Annotated in this window: 13 protein-coding genes and 2 pseudogenes; 9 read left to right on the plus strand and 6 right to left on the minus strand. The window is 51.1% G+C overall.

Going from position 1 to position 21086, the window contains the following annotated elements:
• Positions 1-153: 153 nt before the first annotated feature.
• A complete protein-coding gene (locus KKH3_RS22460) occupies positions 154-381 on the minus strand; it encodes a hypothetical protein (RefSeq protein ID WP_039360037.1) in 228 nt (75 codons plus the stop codon).
• A gap of 325 nt (positions 382-706) precedes the next feature.
• Positions 707-925: a cold shock domain-containing protein gene (locus KKH3_RS12510; protein ID WP_039360040.1), complete on the minus strand. Its 219-nt coding sequence runs from the start codon at positions 923-925 to the stop codon at positions 707-709.
• 280 nt (positions 926-1205) lie between these two features.
• Here KKH3_RS12510 and cspF point away from each other — a divergent pair, with 280 nt between their 5' ends.
• The 3 genes from cspF (at position 1206) to KKH3_RS12520 (ending at position 10443) form a co-directional block, all read left to right on the plus strand.
• A complete protein-coding gene (gene cspF / locus KKH3_RS12515) occupies positions 1206-1418 on the plus strand; it encodes a cold shock-like protein CspF (RefSeq protein WP_039360043.1) in 213 nt (70 codons plus the stop codon).
• A 121-nt stretch (positions 1419-1539) separates the two neighbouring features.
• The gene (locus KKH3_RS22390) at positions 1540-1704 is read left to right on the plus strand and encodes a YnfU family zinc-binding protein (protein ID WP_220383950.1); all 165 of its coding nucleotides are present in this window, start codon (positions 1540-1542) and stop codon (positions 1702-1704) included.
• 156 nt (positions 1705-1860) lie between these two features.
• Positions 1861-10443, plus strand: coding sequence for a glycoside hydrolase family 94 protein (locus KKH3_RS12520; protein WP_039360047.1), 8583 nt, complete (start codon positions 1861-1863; stop codon positions 10441-10443).
• Positions 10444-10462: 19 nt separating this feature from the next.
• On the opposite strand, the gene KKH3_RS12525 is transcribed toward KKH3_RS12520, so the two are convergent.
• Both KKH3_RS12525 and KKH3_RS22295 read right to left on the minus strand, forming a co-directional pair.
• Entirely contained in the window at positions 10463-10696 is a 234-nt protein-coding gene (locus KKH3_RS12525; protein WP_004132711.1) for a hypothetical protein, read from the minus strand.
• A gap of 416 nt (positions 10697-11112) precedes the next feature.
• Entirely contained in the window at positions 11113-11322 is a 210-nt protein-coding gene (locus KKH3_RS22295) for a hypothetical protein (protein ID WP_039360050.1), read from the minus strand.
• Positions 11323-11372: 50 nt separating this feature from the next.
• Between KKH3_RS22295 and lpxP the strand changes: the two genes are divergently transcribed.
• A complete protein-coding gene (lpxP, locus tag KKH3_RS12535; RefSeq protein ID WP_039360053.1) occupies positions 11373-12281 on the plus strand; it encodes a kdo(2)-lipid IV(A) palmitoleoyltransferase in 909 nt (302 codons plus the stop codon).
• A gap of 408 nt (positions 12282-12689) precedes the next feature.
• On the opposite strand, the gene KKH3_RS12540 is transcribed toward lpxP, so the two are convergent.
• Entirely contained in the window at positions 12690-13610 is a 921-nt protein-coding gene (locus tag KKH3_RS12540; protein WP_052201336.1) for a LysR family transcriptional regulator, read from the minus strand.
• Positions 13611-13771: 161 nt separating this feature from the next.
• Between KKH3_RS12540 and KKH3_RS12545 the strand changes: the two are divergent.
• Both KKH3_RS12545 and KKH3_RS21785 read left to right on the plus strand, forming a co-directional pair.
• Positions 13772-14760 (plus strand): annotated as a pseudogene (locus tag KKH3_RS12545) (aldo/keto reductase).
• Positions 14761-14830: 70 nt separating this feature from the next.
• Positions 14831-15097 carry an aldo/keto reductase gene (locus tag KKH3_RS21785; RefSeq protein ID WP_327083050.1) on the plus strand — a complete coding sequence of 89 codons (267 nt, stop codon included), beginning with the start codon at positions 14831-14833 and terminating at the stop codon, positions 15095-15097.
• Here the strand turns inward: KKH3_RS21785 and KKH3_RS22605 are convergent.
• Positions 15070-15318, minus strand: a pseudogene (locus KKH3_RS22605) (hypothetical protein); the annotation flags it as partial. The gene KKH3_RS21785 and the pseudogene KKH3_RS22605 sit on opposite strands and share 28 nt — an antisense overlap.
• 1335 nt (positions 15319-16653) lie before the next feature.
• Here KKH3_RS22605 and KKH3_RS12555 point away from each other — a divergent pair.
• From KKH3_RS12555 to KKH3_RS12565, 3 genes are read left to right on the plus strand one after another with little or no spacing between them, the layout of a single operon-like run.
• The gene (locus KKH3_RS12555) at positions 16654-17457 is read left to right on the plus strand and encodes an efflux RND transporter periplasmic adaptor subunit (RefSeq protein WP_039360055.1); all 804 of its coding nucleotides are present in this window, start codon (positions 16654-16656) and stop codon (positions 17455-17457) included.
• The gene (locus tag KKH3_RS12560; protein WP_039360057.1) at positions 17454-18788 is read left to right on the plus strand and encodes an efflux RND transporter periplasmic adaptor subunit; all 1335 of its coding nucleotides are present in this window, start codon (positions 17454-17456) and stop codon (positions 18786-18788) included. Before KKH3_RS12555 ends, KKH3_RS12560 begins: the two co-directional genes overlap by 4 nt.
• A complete protein-coding gene (locus KKH3_RS12565; RefSeq protein ID WP_039360058.1) occupies positions 18785-20890 on the plus strand; it encodes a site-2 protease family protein in 2106 nt (701 codons plus the stop codon). The genes KKH3_RS12560 and KKH3_RS12565 overlap by 4 nt, the downstream gene beginning before the upstream one ends.
• Positions 20891-21086: the final 196 nt, after the last annotated feature.

Raw genomic sequence — 21086 nt, forward strand, 5'->3', positions numbered from 1 at the left:
TCTCTCATCTCAGGGGAAGCGTTAAAAATTTTGAATATATTAAAAAAGCCTGCTGTTAGCAGGCCATAAGGATTTTTTACTCATTTTTTGTTCGCTTCTGATAAATGAGGTAAGTACGTAATTAAACGTGAAGCAGAGAACAAAATGAAAACATTATAAATATTTCCTGGCCGCATCGAATATTTCCAGTGACGTTAACTCCCTGTCAGAGGCCACGTAAATAACGCCATGATCGCCGGTTAAGGAATGAATGTCTGCGGTCATAATCCGAAGATGTGTTTCTTCACCGTTTGGGTATTCCTGCCTGATAGAGGATATATCCTCCAGAACGGTCATGACTTTACAGAATTCAGCATTAAAGAAAACAAGGACTTTTATCATATGCCACCATAATTCTGTTAGTCTTTTTCATCACTCTGTTCTCTCAGTGATGTTAACTGGCAGATGCCATTAAGGTAAAATCAAGGAGGTGATGCTTTCGGAGGCAGCAAGGCCTCTTTATAAATTTTTTATTTAACAATAAGTTAGATTCTTATTTTAGACTTTTCATGCAGCAGACCTGCATTCATCACATCGGTCAGCACACTCATGCATGTGCAAAAATATGCTGACCTGATATTAAGAACAAACTACCTTTCTCTAAATTAATTTATGGATGCGTCTACTCAGGAATAACCCCTCATCGTTATCGCAGATCCACAAATATTTATTTATCGCAAAGTATTACGTTTGCAACTGCCGGGCCTTTATCACCACTATGTATTGCGAATTCTACTTTCTGTCCTTCAAATAAAGTTTTGAAGTTATCGCCATTAAGCGCAGAAAAATGAACAAAGATATCTTTGCTTCCATCGAGCGGAGAGATGAAACCAAAGCCTTTGTCTTCATTAAACCACTTTACCAGGCCTTTAATTCTTGAGGTCATACTGACTCCCGTTACATATTAGTATTGATAGTAAACGTATAGTATTAAGCGTATGGACTTAAAAGAAGGGGATATCAGCGATAGCGCCTGGTGATGAGGACTGCACGGAAAATGTTTTACGTTCGTTTGTAGATCGAACTGATGAGGTCATTAAGGCACGGGAAGTCATAATAAGCAAATTATATTTTAGCCATCCAGAGATCCCGCATGAGAAATTAAACGTGGCATTTAATTGATTTCTACGTATAGTTATTACGTGTTTTCAATAAAAGGAATTGATTTGTCCCGTAAAATGACAGGAATTGTCAAAAGTTTTGATAGCCTTAGTGGCAAAGGTCTCATCACCCCTTCAGATGGTCGAAAAGACGTTCTGCTTCACATTTCAGCCGTTAACCCTGGCGAATCAGAATTACTTATTCCAGGGATCCGCATCGAATTTTGTCGGATCAATGGTCTCAGTGGACCCATGGCGGCGAACATCTATCTTTCCTGAAACGACGTCATCTCTACCTGTTTTATCCCGCCACTGAATAAATAATGGGAGGATAAATTAAATGATTAAATTTCAATCAAACGTGTTACGGTGAAGCTCATTCATTGAAAGGTTAATCATCATGTCTCTCATCGATTACGCAATGAAATTCATTGGTGGCTCATCGACGTCCTTTGTCATCTGTCCGGTTTGCGGCTTACGCTCATCTCAATCTCTCTCTCGAGTTCGCCGTAAACAGACAATGCTGTGCCCGGGTTGTAAGGCGCTGTTTGTCTCACCACACTAATCCTGACACTGAGTCACACACAAACCCCGTGCTCTATACTTAAGTTAAATTTAAGCAGCTGTTAAATCCCTGATGCCTTACGCCCATCCTGAGAGAACGTTTCTGAACTGATTTCGCAACTGCCCCTGCGCGCTAACGTCGCATCAGAGCAACGCTATGAAAATGACCCCCAGGGCGTGGTTTAACCGCTCCCGTATTCCGATGAATGCTGCCGAAAACGTCACGTTTTCGGCGAACGATCCTGCTGGTGAAAGTACGCCGCGGTTAGAACTCTTTTCGACCGCCCAGATGGAACGCTACGGTCAGAAGCTGGCGCGAACCCATAAATTATCGCCAGATAAACATCCTTATTATCTTCTGAAAAGACTCGGCGACAATGAGGCCGTCATCACCCAAAACTGCTATGAGCTTAACGCAGGTAAAAAGACCAGTATCATGCCCGCCGGTGAGTGGTTGCTGGACAATTATTATCTGATTGAGGAACAAATCCGCACTGTCCGCCAGCACTTGCCAAAAAGCTTTGGTAAAGGACTCCCGTCGCTGATGTCGCCGCTGAATTGCCCACGAATTTACAATATTGCATCAGAGGCCATTGCTCACAGTGATGGCCGCTGGGATGCCACCAGCCTGGCCAGTTATCTGACAGCCTATCAACAGGTGATACCGCTGACATTGGGTGAAGTCTGGGCGTTACCGGGAATGCTGCGTCTGGCGCTGATCGAAAATCTTCGTCGTATCAGCATAGAAGTGATAAAAGCGCAGCAGGACAGAAACCTGGCAGATACGTGGATAACAAGGATTTTCGAATGCGCAGAGAGTGCACCAGGTGATTTAATCATGGTGGTTGCCGATATGGCGCGATCCCGACCTCCGTTAACCAGTGCGTTTGTCGCAGAGCTGGTGCGGCGCCTGCAAGGACATGGCAACTCGCTGTCGTTACCCCTGACCTGGGTTGATCAGTGCCTTCGGGAACAGGGGATCACCACCGATGTTCTCATACATAGCTTCAATCAACAGCTTGCCGCCAGCCAGCTTTCTGTCAGTAACAGCATCGCGGGTCTGCGATTACTGAGTGAAACGGACTGGGCTGATTTCGCCGAAGTGATCAGTGTCGTCGAACAGACATTACGCAATGATCCTGCCAGTATCTATCCCCGGATGCATTTCAATACCCGGGATCATTACCGCCACGTTATTGAGATTCTGGCCAGAGATAGTGGTCTCAGTGAGCCAGCGGTTGCTAACAGGGTGCTGGCGCTTTCAGGGGAAGCGGCTCCCGACACACTGGAACATCACGTTGGCTATTATCTCGCGGGCGAAGGTCGACAGCAGTTGGAAATTCAACTGTTGGCAGACACCTCTAAGTTCATACGTTTGCGGCACAGTTTCAACAGAATAACCCTGCTGTCATGGCTTGGAAGCCTGGCGTTATTGACTACCGCAACGACAGCGACAATATTGGACGAAACTGCCCTGCAGGGCGCAGACTGGCTGCTGATCGCGGTGGCATTGCCTCTTATTATCGCTCTCACTCAGTTAATGAGTGATTTGCTCAGTGACGCAACTGCTCGTTTTCGCGTTCCTCGTCCATTACCCAGGATGGATTTTTCAAACGGCATTCCCGCTGATAGTGCAACTATGATCGTCATCCCCTGCATGCTGACTAGCCACGAAAGTTTCAGCAAACTTCTCAGCAGTCTTGAAGTCTGCTGGCTAGGGAATGAAAACGAAAATCTCAGATTTGCTTTGCTCACCGATTTCGCTGATTCTGAGAATGAACCCTCGCCGGAAAGTAATGCTCTGCTCAGACAGGCGATCGCCGATATGCAGGCGCTTAATCGCCGCTATCCCTCCAGCCGCCCGCGTTTTTATCTGCTACACCGCCAGCCGGAATGGAACCCCGCAGACGGAACGTGGATGGGCTATGAACGCAAGCGGGGGAAACTGGCGTTGCTTAACAGTTGGTTGCGTCATCCGGGGATACAATTCGTCAGCGTTGCAGATATGCCTGCTCACCTTTTACCGGATCACATTAAATACGTCATTACCCTGGACAGTGATACGGTGCTACCGCGTGATACGGCGCACAAACTGGTCGCCACGATGGCGCATCCGCTGAATAAGCCAGAGTATGATCCGGTACGCCAGAGGGTTGTCAAAGGATTCGGCATTCTGCAACCCGGTCTTGCCGAGGAGATACCGCGCAATGGTCAGGGATGTTACGCCACCATCCGCAGCAGCGTACCGGGCAATAACCCCTATTCGATGATGTCTTCGGATATCTATCAGGATCTCTTTGGGGAGGGATCGTTCGTGGGCAAAGGGATTTATGATGTCGATATCTTTGTTCTGGCGACCGCCAACACCTGCCCGGAAAATCTGGTTCTCAGCCATGATTTACTCGAAGGATGCTATGCGCGATCGGGTTTGCTGAGTGAAGTGTTACTCTACGAACAGTACCCTAATAATTATCTTGCGGATGTCGCTCGTCGTTCACGTTGGATCAGGGGCGACTGGCAACTGCTTAACTGGCTGAAGCCACACGTCAGAAAAGCCGATGGAACGCGGGATAAGAATCCGCTGACCGCACTTTCTTACTGGAAATTACTTGATAATCTGCGTCGCAGTCTGGTCGCCCCCTCTTTACTGGTATTGCTGTTCTTCACCCTGCTTTGGGTACCCAATCCATTTTACTGGCTTGGCGTACTGACGCTGATATGGCTGTTGCCTGCAATCCTCAGCACCACCCATGACCTTCTCCATAAACCTCTGCGCCGCCGCCTGAAGCCGCATCTGTTACTTGTGGGGGCGGGCGCGCTGAAGCGTCTGTCAGGTATCGGTCTTAATTTTGCGATACTGCCGCACGAAGCCGGATATTCGATAAAAGCGATCGCCGTGACGCTATGGCGACTGGGGATAAGCAGGCGTCACCTCAGCCAGTGGGTCAGCCACAGCCAGGACAGCAATCAGGCCAGACCCACTGTTGCACGTTTTTATCAGGCGATGTGGCTGAATGTTGCAGGTGGTGTGACGCTGATAATACTGGTCCGACAATTTGCCCCCCAACTGCTGTGGATTGCGTTACTGACTGGTTTGTTATGGTGTGTGGCGCCGCTGCTGATGAGCTGGCTGAGTCGCCAGCCCGTGCGTAAGGTGTTTTCGCCAAATCAGGAACAAAAACAGCTGTTACGCCAGACAAGCCGTGAAATCTGGGCTTTTTTTGAAACCTTTGCCACAGCAAAAGAGAACTGGCTCCCGCCTGATAATTATCAGGAAATACCACAACCGACGGTGGCACATCGAACTTCCCCTACCAATATTGGTCTTTCACTTATGGCTAACCTGACGGCATGGGACTTTGGCTACCTGCCCGGCGGAGAGGTGCTCCGGCGCGTGTCGCTCACGCTCGACACGCTGGATAAAATGGAGCACTACCGGGGCCATCTCTACAACTGGTATGACACCCGTACACTGGTCCCCCTCAGCCCACGCTATATCTCCAGCGTCGACAGCGGCAACATGGCCGGGCATTTGTTGACGCTGCGTGCAGGGCTGTCCGCCATGCGTCATCAGCCTGTTTTAAACAGCCAACAGATACTGGCAGGACTGAACGATACGCTGGATATTCTGGAAAAACAGTGGGGTCAGAACCCACCTGACAGCCTGCGGCTGCTGCGCAAACACTGCCTGAGCGCGGTGTCGCTCTCTTCGCAGGCGTTTTTCAGCTCGCTGAAAAACATGTGCACCCAGTGCAATCATCTGACCTCGCTATGTTCTCAGGGATCTCCCCTGCAGATGCGCTGGGCAGGACATCTAGAGCATCAACTGGTTCAGCTTTGTCATGAGTGGTCGCTGTTGCTTGGCTGGTTACCTGCATCCTGGAACGAACAGACGCTGCCGACTCTGAGCGAGCTTGCCCGTGCGGTATTTACTGGCAAAGGAACACCTCCGGCGTCAGCGACGGAGCAGGCCCGAATGCGACTCAATATTATCACCGAACTTGAACAGCGGCTGGATGAGCATGCCCGGATGGATTTCGCCTTTCTGTACAGCGAAGCAACCAGTTTGCTCAGTGTCGGTTATAACTGTGACACGAATACGCCAGACAAGAGCCACTACGATCTCCTGCCGTCTGAAATTCGCCTGACCAGTTTTCTTGCCATTGCGACTAATCAGCTACCGCTTAAAAGCTGGTACGCATTGGGTCGACTGTTTACCACGATTGATAATGAAACTGCCCTGATGTCATGGAGCGGGTCCATGTTTGAATACCTGATGCCGAATCTGGTGATGCCCACCTGGCCCGGCAGCCTGCTCGATGAAATGAGTCAGTCGGCGGTTATGCGCCAGATTCGCTGGGGGAAAGAACGCGGGGTACCATGGGGTGTTTCAGAGTCTGGCTATCATGCTTTTGATGTTCAACATAATTATCAGTATCAGGCATTTGGCGTACCGGGTCTTGGTCTGCGCAGGGGGCTTGCCGATGACATGGTTGTCGCACCTTACGCCACAATGCTGGCGCTGATGGTTTCCCCACAGAGAGCCTGTGAGAACCTGTTCAGACTGCAAAAAAATGGCGCACACGGCGAATACGGTTTTTATGAAGCTCTGGACTATACCCCCTCACGCCTCGCAACCGGCCAGCTCTATGCGGTGGTACAGTCCTGGATGGCGCATCACCAGGGCATGGCATTTCAGGCGCTGGCTCATGTGCTGCTTGACGCCCCCATGACTGAACGATTCATGTCCAGTACAGTATTCCGGTCAGCAAGTCTGCTGTTACAGGAGCGCGTGCCGGATGCGGTCGATCTGTACAGTCCGCGCCGCCATTTTGAATCTCATGAGGGCAGGGTCAAACCCGTTCGCTATGAACCCCGTATTTTCTATAGCGTGGATACACCAGCTCCTGATATTCAACTCCTGTCCAACGGCCATTATCATCTGATGTTGACCGCGGGCGGCGGTGGTTACAGTCACTGGAACGATATTGCACTAACACGCTGGCGCAGTGATACCACCCGTGATAACTGTGGGGCATTCTGCTATATCCGCGATACGCAGACGGGGGATGTATGGAGCAATACCTGGCAACCGACAGGCTACACCAGCGGACAAGACGAGGAAGTTTTCTTCACCGATGCGGGGGCTGAATTCCGACGCACCTTCGGAGGACTTAGCGTCAAAACTCAGGTGGTGATCTCTCCGGAGGATGATGTTGAGTTGCGACGACTCACACTGATCCATCGTGGTCGCCAGCCCCGATCTCTGGAACTGACAACCTATGCTGAAGTGGTACTGGCACCTGATGCCAGCGATCTGGCACACCCGGCATTCAGCAATCTGTTTATTCAGACTGAGCTGGATCCTGAGCGTGGCGCTATTCTTTGCCACCGGCGCCCGCGCTCTCCGGATGAAGCGAGCCCTTGCTTGTTTCACATGATGGTGGTGCATGGCGATAACCGACATAACGTCTCGTTTGAAACGGACAGGGCAAAATTTCTTGGTCGTGGCAGAAACCCTGCTGATGCCCTGGCAATAGAGGCGGGAGGGACGCTCAGCAACACGTCGGGGCCAGTGCTGGATCCGATACTGGCAATACGTCACTCCATCACTCTACAGCCGGGGCAGCCGGTCACGATTGATATCATTTATGGTATCAGTGAGACCCGTCAGCAGAGCCTGGCGCTGCTGGAAAAATATCGCGATAACCCTATCGCCGATCGCGTCTTTGAACTGGCCTGGTCTCACAGTCTGGTGGTATTACGCCAGATGAATGCCAGTGAAGATGATGCCACTTTGTTTAATCGTCTCGCCAGCGCTGTGCTTTACCCTGTCCAGGAGCTACGCGCCGAAGGCCAGGTGATCAGCCGCAACCGGCGTGGTCAGTCCGATCTGTGGGGCTGGGCAATTTCAGGCGATCTGCCGATAGTGCTGCTCAGTATAACCAGCGAAGAAAGTATCGCCTCCGTGACCACACTGATTCAGGCACACCGTTACTGGCGACAGAAAGGACTGGATGTTGATTTGGTTATCCTGAATAACAGCCCCGGCGGCTACCAGCAGGGATTACAAAATCAGATTATGGAGTTAATTTATGCCGGGTCAGAAGCCAGTCTGCTGGACAAAACGGGCGGGCTTTTTGTCCGTAATGGCGAGCATCTCTCCGCTGAAGATAAGTTGCTTTTGATGAGCGTGGCCTGTCTTTATCTTGATGACCGCGCAGGGAGTATTAATGAGCAGCTTAACCAGCGTCTTAATACCCTGAAATCGCCAGCCATAGCATTCATTCCGCATGCTGTGCAGGAACCTAATCAACATACGGACTGGAGCCCCGATATCAGTCAGTTATGCCATTTCAATGGGTTCGGTGGATTTTCTCAGGATGGGCGGGAGTATCAAATTGTTCTGCGGGAAAATGCGCAGACACCGGCTCCCTGGTCAAACGTACTGGCAAATCCCCGTTTTGGCAGCGTGATTTCAGATGCGGGGCAGGCCTACACCTGGTATGAGAATGCGCACGAATACCGGTTAACACCGTGGGAGAACGATCCGGTGAGCGATCGCAGCGGTGAGGCGTTTTACCTGCGTGATGAAGAGAGCGGTGAGTACTGGTCACCGACGACGTTGCCAGTTCGCGGACACGGTGATTACCTGACCCGCCATGGTTTTGGTTATAGCGTCTTTGCCCATCGTGAGAGCGGCATAGACAGCGAGCTGACGGTCCTGGTTGCCGAAGAGGCGCCGGTTAAACTGGCGATCCTGACGCTCAGTAACACTTCGGGACGGACACGTAAACTCTCCGTCACGGGCTATGTGGAGTGGACGCTCGGAGAATCACGAACTCGTTCAGCCCCTCACATTGTGACACAGGTGGCCAGTATACCGGGTGGCTGCGGGGTGCTGGCGAACAACTTTTACGGTGATAACGGTAGCGGGCGTACTGCATTTTTTGCCGTCAGCGGTAATAACTGTTCGCTGACGGGTGACCGCCGGGAGTTTATCGGCCGTAATCGTTCCCTGCATGATCCGTCGGCCATGAAACTGCGCAGGCTTACAGGCAAGACAGGAGCCGGGATGGATCCCTGCGGGGCGGTACAATCGGCGGTCACATTAATTGATGGGGATCAGAGGACGTTTATTTTTATCCTCGGCGCTGATGAGGATCATGTCCGCGCGCAGGAAACGCTTGCCCGTTATCTGAATGAAGATACGGTCCGCCAGGAGCTGAACCGGATTCATAACCACTGGCACAATGTGCTCGATAAAATCGTGGTTAACACCCCCAACACGTCCGTAAATTTACTGGTTAATGGCTGGCTGTTGTATCAAACAGTAGCCTGTCGCCTTATGGCCCGCAGTGGTTACTATCAGTCTGGCGGTGCATTTGGTTTTCGCGATCAGCTGCAGGATACACTGGCACTGAGCCATGCTGCTCCGAACCGGATGCGTGAACAGATAATACTCTGCGCATCACGGCAGTTTATCGAGGGTGATGTGCAGCACTGGTGGCACCCGCCACACGGAAACGGTGTTCGTACCCGATGTTCCGATGACTACCTGTGGCTGCCGCTTGCCGTTTGCCATTATATTGAAACGACGGGGGATATGGATGCACTGGAAATACGCATCCCTTATCTGGAGGGACGTCCGCTCCAGCCTGGTGAAGAGTCGGTCTATGACACGCCGGTCATCAGTGGCCCCGAAGAGACACTTTGGCTACATTGCGTCAAAGCTATTCAGCATGGACTGAGGTTCGGAGTGCATGGCCTGCCGCTGATGGGTGCAGGCGACTGGAATGATGGGATGAATCGGGTCGGCATTGAAGGTAAAGGGGAAAGTGTCTGGCTTGGCTTCTTCCTGTACGAGGTTTTACAGCGTTTCGCCGTCCTGGCCGATTGTCGGCAGGACGACAGCATCGCCTCGATGTGTCGTTCGCAGGCCTTGCGACTGCAAAAAAATCTCGAAGTCCACGCCTGGGATGGCGAATGGTTCCGGCGCGGGTATTTTGACGATGGCACTCCCTTGGGGGCAAAAGCCTCGCAAGACTGCCGGATTGATGCTATTGCGCAAAGCTGGTCTGTCTTGTCGGGGGCCGCAAGCCCTGACCGCTGTGCTCAGGCTATGCAGGCACTGGATAAGCACCTTGTGGATAATGAGGGTGGATTGATTAAACTTTTAACTCCCCCTTTCGATGGACATGGCCCTAATCCGGGTTACATTCAGGGGTATCTTCCCGGCGTGCGGGAAAACGGAGGGCAGTACACCCACGGTGCCATCTGGGCAGTGATGGCATTTGCCCGAATGGGAAATGCAGAACGAGCCTGGCAACTCTGGTCAATGATCAACCCGATAAACCATACGCTGAATACAGACGCGGTCGAGATTTATAAAGGCGAGCCTTATGTCATGAGCGCTGATGTCTACAGTGTCACTCCCCATACCGGGCGTGCAGGATGGAGCTGGTATACCGGTTCAGCAGGCTGGGCATACCGTCTTCTTACCGAGGAATTACTGGGGATAAAACGTTCCGGTACCGCCCTTACTGTCCATGCCCGGTTGCCGGATGAGTGGCCATCTTTTTCTATGACATATCAATATGGCGAAAGCCATTATCAGATTAGTGTCTCACGCGGCGACGCAGAATATTGCGTTACACTGGATGGTGTTCTCCTCCCTGATGACAGAATACCGTTACGGGATGATGGACAAAACCATACGGTTGAGATCATTCAGAACTGACACTGATTTCGGACACGCATTAACGTCTACCGTTAATGCGCTGATTATCCCTGAGAACATCAATCGCAGTCTGCATGGCGATTTTGTCATCACGCCTTTTTTGTTTGTCCTGCATGACCTGAAGGTATTCCAGCAAGGTTCGAGTATTAATCGGTCGGCCTTGTTTACCCACAGCCAGCACGGCTTCACCAAGGATAATTTTCACTGGCGGTAGCTGTGCCGGGTACCAGTCAAGGGTGTCTTCTGATTTCATCATAAATTTCTCATGGAAGGGTATTGTATCATAAATCAGACATTCATTTTTCAATATCTCATGTTCTGAGTCAGTCATAAATCATCATAACTTAACCCGGTTATTTTTATATTAAAGAGTATAATAATTACTGTATTCCTCAGAAAATTATTTATGTCTTATACAAAAGAACTCAGGCACTTTAAAGAAAAACCGGTTCATGTTGCCTGTCCGGTATGCGCGTACAGAGCTGATCAGAAAACAGCTGTCACGGACAGGCCAGCCAACTTTTTTATATCCACAGGGTTAGGTTTAGCAATAGTAAATATGCGATTTCTCGGGAAGCATCAGGAATATACGTTTCAAACCTGGAAAAATTATTCAACGAAAAGATTGCGATTAGTTTTATAACTTTACCCAAATTTTCCCTCTCTCTTTTAAGTACCTTGAGGATGATGAATCAAGAAAATATCTTCTTGAAGATCAACGACAAACTCATGGATTCTATGAAGGTAGGTTTTTGCTGATTTACAATTCAGTACTGACTCTCCATATCTTTTACTAATAATTGCGAAATTATTTTTTCTGAATTCAGACAGATTTATGCTGTCTAAAAAATGTGTATCGTTAAAGACGAATTTTCTCATTATTTCTCCTTATGCGTTACCTACCACCTTAATTAGTATTTAGGAGATTCATGTCACATCCTTTTACTCACAAGTTACTCCATCCTCGCTACTGGCTTACATGGTCTGGTTTGGGTCTGCTGTGGCTTATCGTTCAACTTCCTTACCCGGTTTTACATATTCTTGGTTCTGGTCTTGGAAAAATATCCAGACCCTTTCTAAAACGCCGGGAAGGAATTGCGATTAGAAATATCGAACTTTGTTTTCCCGAGATGACCCCGTTTGCCCGAAGCCAGATGGTCAATAAAAACTTTGTTTCTCTTGGGCTGGGCCTGATGGAAACGGGCATGGCCTGGTTCTGGAGTGATGCAAGAGTCAAAAAATGGTTTGATGTCGAAGGGGTTGAAAACCTGTCCAATGCAACCAAAGGAGTAATGGCTGTCGGGATTCATTTTATGTCTCTTGAATTATGCGGGAGAGTCATGGGGTTATGCCATCCTATGATGGTAACGTATCGCCCACATAATAATCCATTGATGGAATGGGTTCAGACGAAAGGGCGTATGCGTTCAAATAAGGCGATGATTAATCGACGTAATTTATCTGGCTTTGTTCATGCACTCAAAGCCGGTGAAGCTGTATGGTTTGCACCTGATCAGGATTATGGGCCTAAGGGGAGCGTTTTTGCCCCTTTTTTCTCGGTAAAAAAAGCAGCCACGACGAACGGAACTTATGCACTGTCAAAACTTGCTGGTGCAGATTTGATCACTCTTAGCATGATCCGACGGAGTGATAAAAAAGGTTATCACATGTACATCAGTAATCCATTATCAGGCTATCCTGAGGGAGACGAGGTCGTCGCAGCGAGTTACATGAATAAAATCATCGAGCGTGAAATTCTCCGCGCCCCTGAGCAATACTTGTGGATGCATCGTCGGTTTAAAACCCGTCCTGAAGGCGAAGTTTCTTTATACAAATGAATCATTCTACTTGTCATGAGCCAGAATCTATCTTTCTTGCCACTGAACCCAGGATTTCTGGCCACTTTGTTCTGTCACCGGTGCAATACTTGAGGCGATCTAAAGGGTCTCCATCGCAACGTCATTCACACTCGAAGGTGACAATTTCTTGGGGCTATGAGCCACGTAGCCAACCGTATGCATGTGAATTATCCTGTAAGTACTGGCGCTAGGAATCGGTGGTTTGTCGCAATACCAACGGTCTTGGCAAATCGCCAAGACTCCGGAGGATACCGGCCGTCTATTTCAGAGAGAAGCGTAGGCCGATTGGCTGGTTCGATAAAGTCCATGGATGCGCATCAAGTGTTGAGTCAGATTCATAAATGGAACTGTTTCTCTCTCACTTCAGTGCACGTGGGAATGCGTATCTCATCTGACTACTTTTCCACGCTTGCAGTTGGCAGGCTTCTGCGGAGTGTAGCGCAGAGCTTCCACAAGCAGAGTAAATGCAGGAGATGGCTGTCGCCGACTTGGGTAATACAGATGATAGCCCGGAAAGAAAGGGCACCAGCCTTCCAGCACTTGGATCAGCGTTCCGTCGGCCACCAATTCCTTGACTTGATCCTCAATTACGCAGGCCAAACCAAACCCCTCACAACAAGCCTTGATCACCATGGACATGTCATTGAATACCAAAGGACCATCCACGCGTACATTAAGCTGAAGGTCGCCTTCAGCAAACTCCCATGTGTACAGTCCACCTGACGTCGGCAGGCGTACATTAATGCAGTCATGCCCAGTCAACTCATGAGGCGTCTCGGGAACAGGATGGGACTTGAAGTACGCCGGAGCGCCCACAACCACCATCCGAAGGTCTGGACTGAGACGCAAAGCGATCATGTCTTTATCAACCTCCTCTCCGAGCCGAATTCCCGCATCAAAGCAGTCGGTAACGATGTCCGTTAGCGCCGCATCAATGGAACACTCGACCTTGAGGTCGGGATAGTCTGGAAGCAGTCGAGCGATAGCCGGCCAGAGCACGTTCTGCGCCGCGTGGAGGCTGGTCGTTATACGGATTGTACCGGCTGGCTTCTCTCTTAACTCACTCAGTTTCGTCAAGCGCGCATCTATGTCAGCGAAAGCTGGCCGCAGGGTATTCAGCAGTTGCTCACCTGCCTGTGTCGGCGCAACGCTGCGCGTTGTGCGGTTCAGTAGGCGTAGGCCAAGTCTTGCTTCCAGTCGACGAATGGTATTGCTCAACGACGACTGGGAGGTCTGCAATCGAGCAGAGGCACGGGTGAAACTGTGCTCCTCGGCAACAGCAAGATCACTGTGGTCATCTCGTCTCATTTATTCTTTACAGATATAAGTTCATGCAGTATTTGATATCTTATCATGGGTAATCAAAAACTCTACACTTGCACAGTCAAACAACCAGGAGCTCTGGTTCGTGCTGTCCGGTAGGAAGCATCGGTAGCAGATCGGGGCTCTTCTACGCCAAGGAATCTGAAATGCATACACGTACTTTGGGCAACGACCTGGAGGTTTCAGCTATCGGGCTGGGCTGTATGGGACTGAGCTTTGGCCTTGAGCCACCGACGGAACGGAGCGAAGCAATTAAGGTCATCCGACAGGCGGTGGAACGGGGAGTAACATTTTTTGATACTGCGGAAGGCTATGGTCCCTATGTCAATGAAGAACTGGTCGGCGAAGCGCTGAAGCCGCTTCGGGGCAGGTCGTCATCGGCACTAAGTTTGGTTTCGATATCAACGACAAAGGTGAAACGGTCGGTCTGAATAGCCGCCCAGCGCATATCCGCACCGTGGTGGAAGCCTCACTCAAGCGCCTGCGCACAGACCATATTGATCTGCTTTATCAGCATCGAGTAGATCCTGCCGTGCCAATCGAGGACGTGGCTGGCACCGTGAAGGAACTAATCGCTGAGGGCAAAGTGAAGCATTTCGGTCTGTACGAAGCAAGTGTGCAGAACATTCGCAAAGCCCACGCCATACAGCCAATCACGGCGATTCAGGACCATTACTCGCTGTGGATGCGCGAGCCAGAGAACACCAAATTTGCTTTGTGCGAGGAGCTCGGCATTGGTCTGGTGGCTTGGGGTCCATAGGGTCAGGGCTTCCTGACCGGGAAGATCGCCCGCGACATGCGCTTCGATGATCCAACCGATTTACGTCGGGACTTCCCTCACTTCACGCCGGAAGCACTTGAAGTCAATTTCAAGGTGGTCGGCTTCCTACAGGCAATGACCAAGCGTAAAACGGCATCACCCGCGCAGATCGCCTTTGCTTGGCTGCTGGCAAAGCAGCCCTGGATAGTGCCAATTCCAGGCAGTACCCGACTTGAACACCTCGACGATAACCTGCCCGCAGCCGATCTAGTACTGAATGAGGTGGATCTGCGTGAAATCGACGCGGTATTTGCCACGCTGGATATACAGGGAGCACCGCTATCAGTTGCTCTGGACGCTGCTATTGACCGCTAATTCCCCCTTCTTTAGAAGTCATTCTATGACAGGCAAAAGCCCTCTCTTTACCTTGAACAAGAGCGTACAAATGCCAGCTTTAGGACTTGGTGTGTATCAAAGTGGTCCTGATGAAACCGTTGCAGCGGTAGTCACCGTGCATGCAGAAGGTTATCGCATGATCGATACGGCGGCCGTCTACGGAAACGAAGCAGAAGTCGGCCAAGGCATTGTGCGAAGCGGCATCGATCGCTCCGAGGTATTCGTCACTACCAAGCCGAGTTCAATGTGCCAGCGCAATATAATCTGTGCGGGGGTCCTGCTGTACTTGGTGACCAAGTCGAGGATGAGAGGGTGAATCAGAGGATCTTGTACATCGCCGTTATCGGTGTTCCAGTACCGCTTAACGCCCCCTATCGGCGACCATGCCTGCGTGATGATGTCACGATGAGCATCTGCATCCTGTAATGCTTGCTGCACAAAAAATGGGGGCAGTTCTACTTGGTTGACAGTTGGTATGACATCGACCTGCGTGAGCAGGTCGTCCAGATGCTGGGCGCTGAAGTTGCTCACGCCCATCGGCGAGTAGTTTCTTGGCGGCCTTCCAGGATGCGACCGTTGCGTCGAAATTAGTGGGCATGGGTCAATGAAGAAGGTATAGGTCCAAGTAATCCAGGCCTAGTTTTCGCAAGCTGCGGTCGAAAGCATGTAATGTCGAGTCGTAACCGTAATCACTAATCCTCGGTATCTCGGCCATTCCAAAGTCGGTTAAGGCATCGTGCATCGCTGAAAACATTGACATCTTCAATTTCTCGCTTTCCGGAGAGGGAGGTGAAGGCCATTACCGCATTGGATACAAGTGCACGTGGCGGACCAGACCCCGAAGAAGTAAATACTGAGCTCTTCAGTTTTAAAATAGAGGATTGACCGAAAGGAAGTGGAGGTATTTGTTTGCATAACCATGCTACCCAAGCGGCTCTTTAAGCGGATGATCTTAAATAAATTTTTCACATGCATCCTAGCAGCAGGTGAGGTCGATGCTGAGAGTCGATACTCTGCTATGATCGAGCAAGCTGTCTATGAAGCTTCCACTGCCTAACTTTAGTCGCTGATGGAGGCTGATACCAAGGCGCTTGCCGCTATGCTCGATTGCACTTCGTTCTGACACATGTGCCCAGTTATTGCCAATACAGCGCAGGACGAAGACAAGCGAGGTGTGAGTTCTTGCCACTTGCTGGTAGAAGCGTCGCTTGCCGCCATTGATACTACTTAGTAATAGTCCTTACAGCTATTACTATGTAGGCTCTATTTTTACTAATGGGGGTCATTCTGGTGGTCTTGACAGAGTGGCAATTCAGGTTTAGCTTGTTTATTAGCCAGTTACTGGCAAAGGCGATCCCAGTCAGAGGAGCCAAATTTAAAAAATCCCGCTGAAGGAAACTTAAGCGGGATTTTTGTTTTTAGTCGTTTATTCAATACGTACACGGGAAAAATGTTCCCCGTGTACGTTCCGTTTTCCCTCCGCATCGGAAGAATGTGGTGGTCAGATTGAGTGTAACGTTGTTCGATGACAGCATTCCCCCAAATGTCTCTTAACGATTCAAGAATCCGCGGCGTAAAATCATCCGTAAAACCCTTCAAAGTTTCCGATTCTCACAGTCTATATCTCCACGTTAAACCGACTGGTTTCCCCTGCCCTACATGCATGTTGTTGCGGGCAAATCAGTGGCGAATCTTCTGTTAGTCCTCTACGCAAGAAATTTTGCCCTAGTCCGATTGCCGTCCTCTTCCGACTTTTGCCCTATTTGCTATACTGCGAAACATTAAAATACAAACAATTAACAGAGCGCAACGCCGAACATCGTTGCCAATATCCGATGTCAATGGCGGTTCTCACCGCAAAGGCAGCTAAGTGTGAATAAAGTGAACGTGTTCGGTTACCGCTGTACGTTAGGACTGTTTTTTCTTGGTTCACTGTTTCAGATAGCACAGGCCAACGTGACTGACCCACTACTGCTCCCTCCTGTCAACGATGGCGCAGCCATAACTCGCACCGATAATCAGGCTCGCGGAATCCTGGTGCCGGTCGATCAAGCAACACTTTCCAGCGATCTGCCTGGACGCATTGTGGAAATGCCGTTCAAAGAAGGTGAAACGTTCAAAAAAGGCGATGTATTAGTGCGTTTTGATTGCGCTATTTATCAGGCGCAACTCAGTGCGTCCCAAGCAGCAGCGCGGGCAGCAGAGGCTGAGTTGAGCCAAAATCAACAATTGGCACAATTGAAATCCGTCGGTAAACACGCAGTTGCGCTCTCCGCCGCACATTTGGCGCAGGCGCAAGCGGAAAGTCAGGTGTACCAGATTCAAGTCAATCGCTGTCGCATAAATGCCCCCTTTGATGGACAAGTGGTAAAACGCCGTGCCCAGACGTTTGAGAGCGTAGCACAAGGCGCGCCAGTACTGGACGTGGTCAATAACCGTCGCCTGGAAATCAACTTATTGGTCTCCTCTCGCTTGCTGTCCGTGTTAAAAACTGGCTTGCCCTTTACCTTCACACCGGATGAAACAGGCAAAGCTCTGCAAGCTACGGTGACAAGGCTCGGTGCGCGTATTGATGAAAGTAGCCAAACTATCGGTCTGACCGGCACTCTCGCGCATCCAGATCAAAGTCTGATAGCCGGAATGAGCGGCACTGCGCAATTCCCGGAGGCGAAGTGACGTCCCCCCAGTCGTCCGCTACGGCCAGTGCCGCAGTATTTGCTCGTTTTCTCGATGTCGAACGGCTGGCTCGAGCGGCGGCGACGAGTGAAGAATTGGCCTACTGCATTGTCAACGATAGCCAACCGCTGTTTGGCTTTCGTCACGCCGCACTGATCATCAATGGCCGCGTACGTGCAGTGACTGGCGTCACGCAGCCTACTCCTCATGCACCGTTTGTCGCGTTTATCGAACGTGCCTGCTCCCAGTTGCAAGCCGCAGACAACGCCAAATTTCGGCAATGCTCGGTAATCGAAGCCGCACAGCTTGATGAGCAGAGTCGCAGTGACTGGCTGGCATTATCCGCGCCCGAAGCGTTGTGGTCACCGCTCAACGATCGTCAAGGCAACCCCTTTGGTGCGATTTGGTATGCCCGTGAACAACCGTGGCAAAATGCCGACCGGATACTCGCTGAGCAGCTTGGCGGGGCCTTTAGCCATGCCTGGCTGGCACTCGAACCGCAAACCTCTCGCTGGCGCCAGCGTCGGATAAGCTGGAAAATCGTCGTACCCGTGCTGCTGATACTCGCCAGTCTGTTCATACCGGTGCGCCAGTCTGTGTTAGCGCCGGCAGAGGTGGTTCCCCATCAGGGTCGTGTGGTTTCTGCCCCGCTGGATGGCGTCATCCAATCTTTTGCCGTGCAGCCAAATCAAAGTGTTCATCAAGGCGATGTGCTGGTGCGTTTCGATGACACCAGCCTAAAAGCTCAGGCTGACGTGGCTGAACGCGCGCTCAATGTGGCAGAAGCGGAACACCGCGCCAGTTCTCAGCGTGCGTTTCAGGATACCGACTCAAAAGCGCGGTTGGATTTTCTGGCTGCCCAAGTGGCACAAAAACGTGCCGAGCGCGATTATGCCAACGCCCTGTTAAACCGAGCCGAAATCCGCGCCGAGCGTGACGGTATCGCCGTGTTTGCCGATGCAGACCGATGGGCAGGAAAACCAGTACGTACCGGCGAGCGGTTGATGGAACTGGCAGACCCAATGCTGGCCGCATTACGGATTGAGTTGGATGTCGGCGATGCTATCCAGTTGAAACAGGATGCCCCTATCACTCTGTTTCTGGATAGCGATCCCTTGACGCCACACGCGGCGCAGTTGGAGCGTATCGCCTATGAATCCGAGCAGACTCCCGCGGGTAATCTGGCTTACCGACTGGACGGCCGTTTTACCGATGCGCCACCACGCATTGGCCTGCGTGGCACCGCCAAACTATCCGGTGACTATGTGCCACTGGCGGTCTACCTGTTCCGCCGCCCACTGGCAGTGATTCGCCAGGCGATAGGGCTATGAACCCACTGTTACCGGCACTGCGCGCTGACCTTCAATTAGCCGAGTCCGCCCCTGGTATTAACGGCGCGCCACAATGGGTGCTGGCCGATCCGGTTACTGGGCGCTACTTCAATTTAGCCCCGTCCGCTATCCGGCTGCTTCGTCATTGGTCCCTGCGTCACCCGCAACAAATTCTGGCCGCCGCCAATCAAGAGCCGGGTCTGCCGCTGCGGGTAAAAGAGCTGGAACAACTACTGCATTTTTTGCGTCAGCACGATCTGGTCACCTCAAACGACAGTGAACAGCGCCAGCGTTATCTCAGCAAAGCCGGAGCCATGCGCACCGGTCTGTGGAAAAGTGTCCTGCACCAATATCTGTTTTTTCGCATCCCCCTATGGCGTCCAGACCCGATACTCAACCGTTGCTGGCCTTGGTTGCAACGTTATGGCACACCATTCCTGGTGGGTGTGTACCCTTTACTGCTCGTGCTAGCTCTGTTTCTGGTCAGCCGCGATTGGGTGCGCTATAGCCATGCATTTCCTCATCTGTTCAGTTTATCTGGCATGGCCGTGTTCGGACTGTCATTGGTGTTTGCCAAGTTCATTCATGAATTAGGACACGCGTTTATGGCCAAGCGCGCTGGCTGCCGTGTGCAAAGTATGGGGGTAGCGTTTATCGTCTTGTTCCCCTTGTTCTATACCGACGTCAGCGATGCATGGAAACTCAAAGATCGCCTGTCACGGCTGCTGATCGGCGCAGGGGGGATTCTGGCTGAGCTGCTGCTAGCCGGTATCGCACTGCTGGCTTGGACTCTGCTGCCGGATGGCCCAATGCGTACAGCGGCGTTTATGCTCTCCAGCGCCACGTGGATCACCACCCTGGCGATAAACCTAAACCCACTGATGCGTTTTGATGGTTACTTCTTGCTAAGTGACTTCTGGCGTGTGGAAAACCTACAGGACCGCGCCTATGCCTTGTGCCGCTGGCGATTGCGCGAGAGTCTATTTGGTTATGGTCATGCGCCGCCAGAAACCTGGTCGCCTCACCTGCAACGCAAGTTGCTCATCTGGGGATACGCCTCGTGGATCTGGCGTTTTTTTCTATTCTTCGGCATTGCATTGGTGGTATACCACTTTTTTATCAAGGTGATCGGTATCGGCCTGATGCTGATTGAAATTGCCTGGTTTATTGCGCTTCCGATCTTAAAAGAAGCTTACATCTGGTGGTCTATGCGTTCGGCTATCCATAGCGCAACCCTGCTGCGCGCTGCACTGTTGTGCCTGTTGACCCTGTTTGTCCTGCTCTTTCCATGGCGTGGCAGCGTACGTATCCCGGCGGTGTTAGAGTCCGCCAATGTCAGCACGCTGTATTCCCCCCTGCCAGCACAAGTCAAAACCCTTTACGTCGCCGATGGTCAGCGGGTGAACGCTGGCGATCTGTTGCTGGAACTGACCTCAAACGATCTGGACTATCGCCTCGACATTGAACGCCAGCGCATTGCACTGCTGCAACAACAGCTGCGGCGTGGTGCGACCCGACAGGAAACGGCCAGCGAGACTCAGGTATTTGATCGACAATTGGCCGAATCGTTGGCGCGTTACCGGGGATTAGCGGCACAGCGCCAACGTTTATCGCTGCGTGCGCCGCAAACCGGTGTGGTACGCGATATCGCGCGGGATATGACGCCAGGCCGCTGGCTAAGCGCGGATACACCGCTGTTGCGGGTGGTGGAACCTCATCAGGGGCGCGTCATGGGCTATATTCCGGAGGATTACCTGATCCGAGCGCGACAGGGCATGCAAGGCGTGTTTATCTCGGATGACCCGGCTTTCCCTCGCCAGACGGTGAGTCTGCAAAGTATTGCCCCTACGGGCAGCGCCTACCTACAGCAAGAGATGCTAGCATCAGATCGTCACGGTCCCATCGCCGTTCGCCGTGATAATCAACACTATCCTCAACCAGTACAGGCGCAATACAGTGTCCGCTTTATCCTGACGTCGGGTAACCCATTGCCGCAGCAGCCTCTGCGTGGCAGCGTTATCTTACAAGGCGAAAAAGAATCGCTGCTGGGCAGCGTATGGCGACGTATTGCCGCCTTGGGCATCCGAGAAAGCGGATTTTGACACAAAATTAATAAACACTTTTTTACCGCTGCTTTTTATTAAATACCTTACTGGGGTAATAAAATAATGTCCCAGTCTTAACACCGGAAAAAAACATTATTTCCCCGCGTAACCCTCTATGAATTTTGGTTTTACTTTAAGCCAGCTAAATTTTTTTCTGCCGCCTATTACAAATTAGAAACGCTGAGCTATGTTG

This window comes from Pectobacterium actinidiae (genome assembly GCF_000803315.1).
In the GTDB taxonomy this organism is placed as follows: Bacteria; Pseudomonadota; Gammaproteobacteria; order Enterobacterales; family Enterobacteriaceae; genus Pectobacterium; species Pectobacterium actinidiae.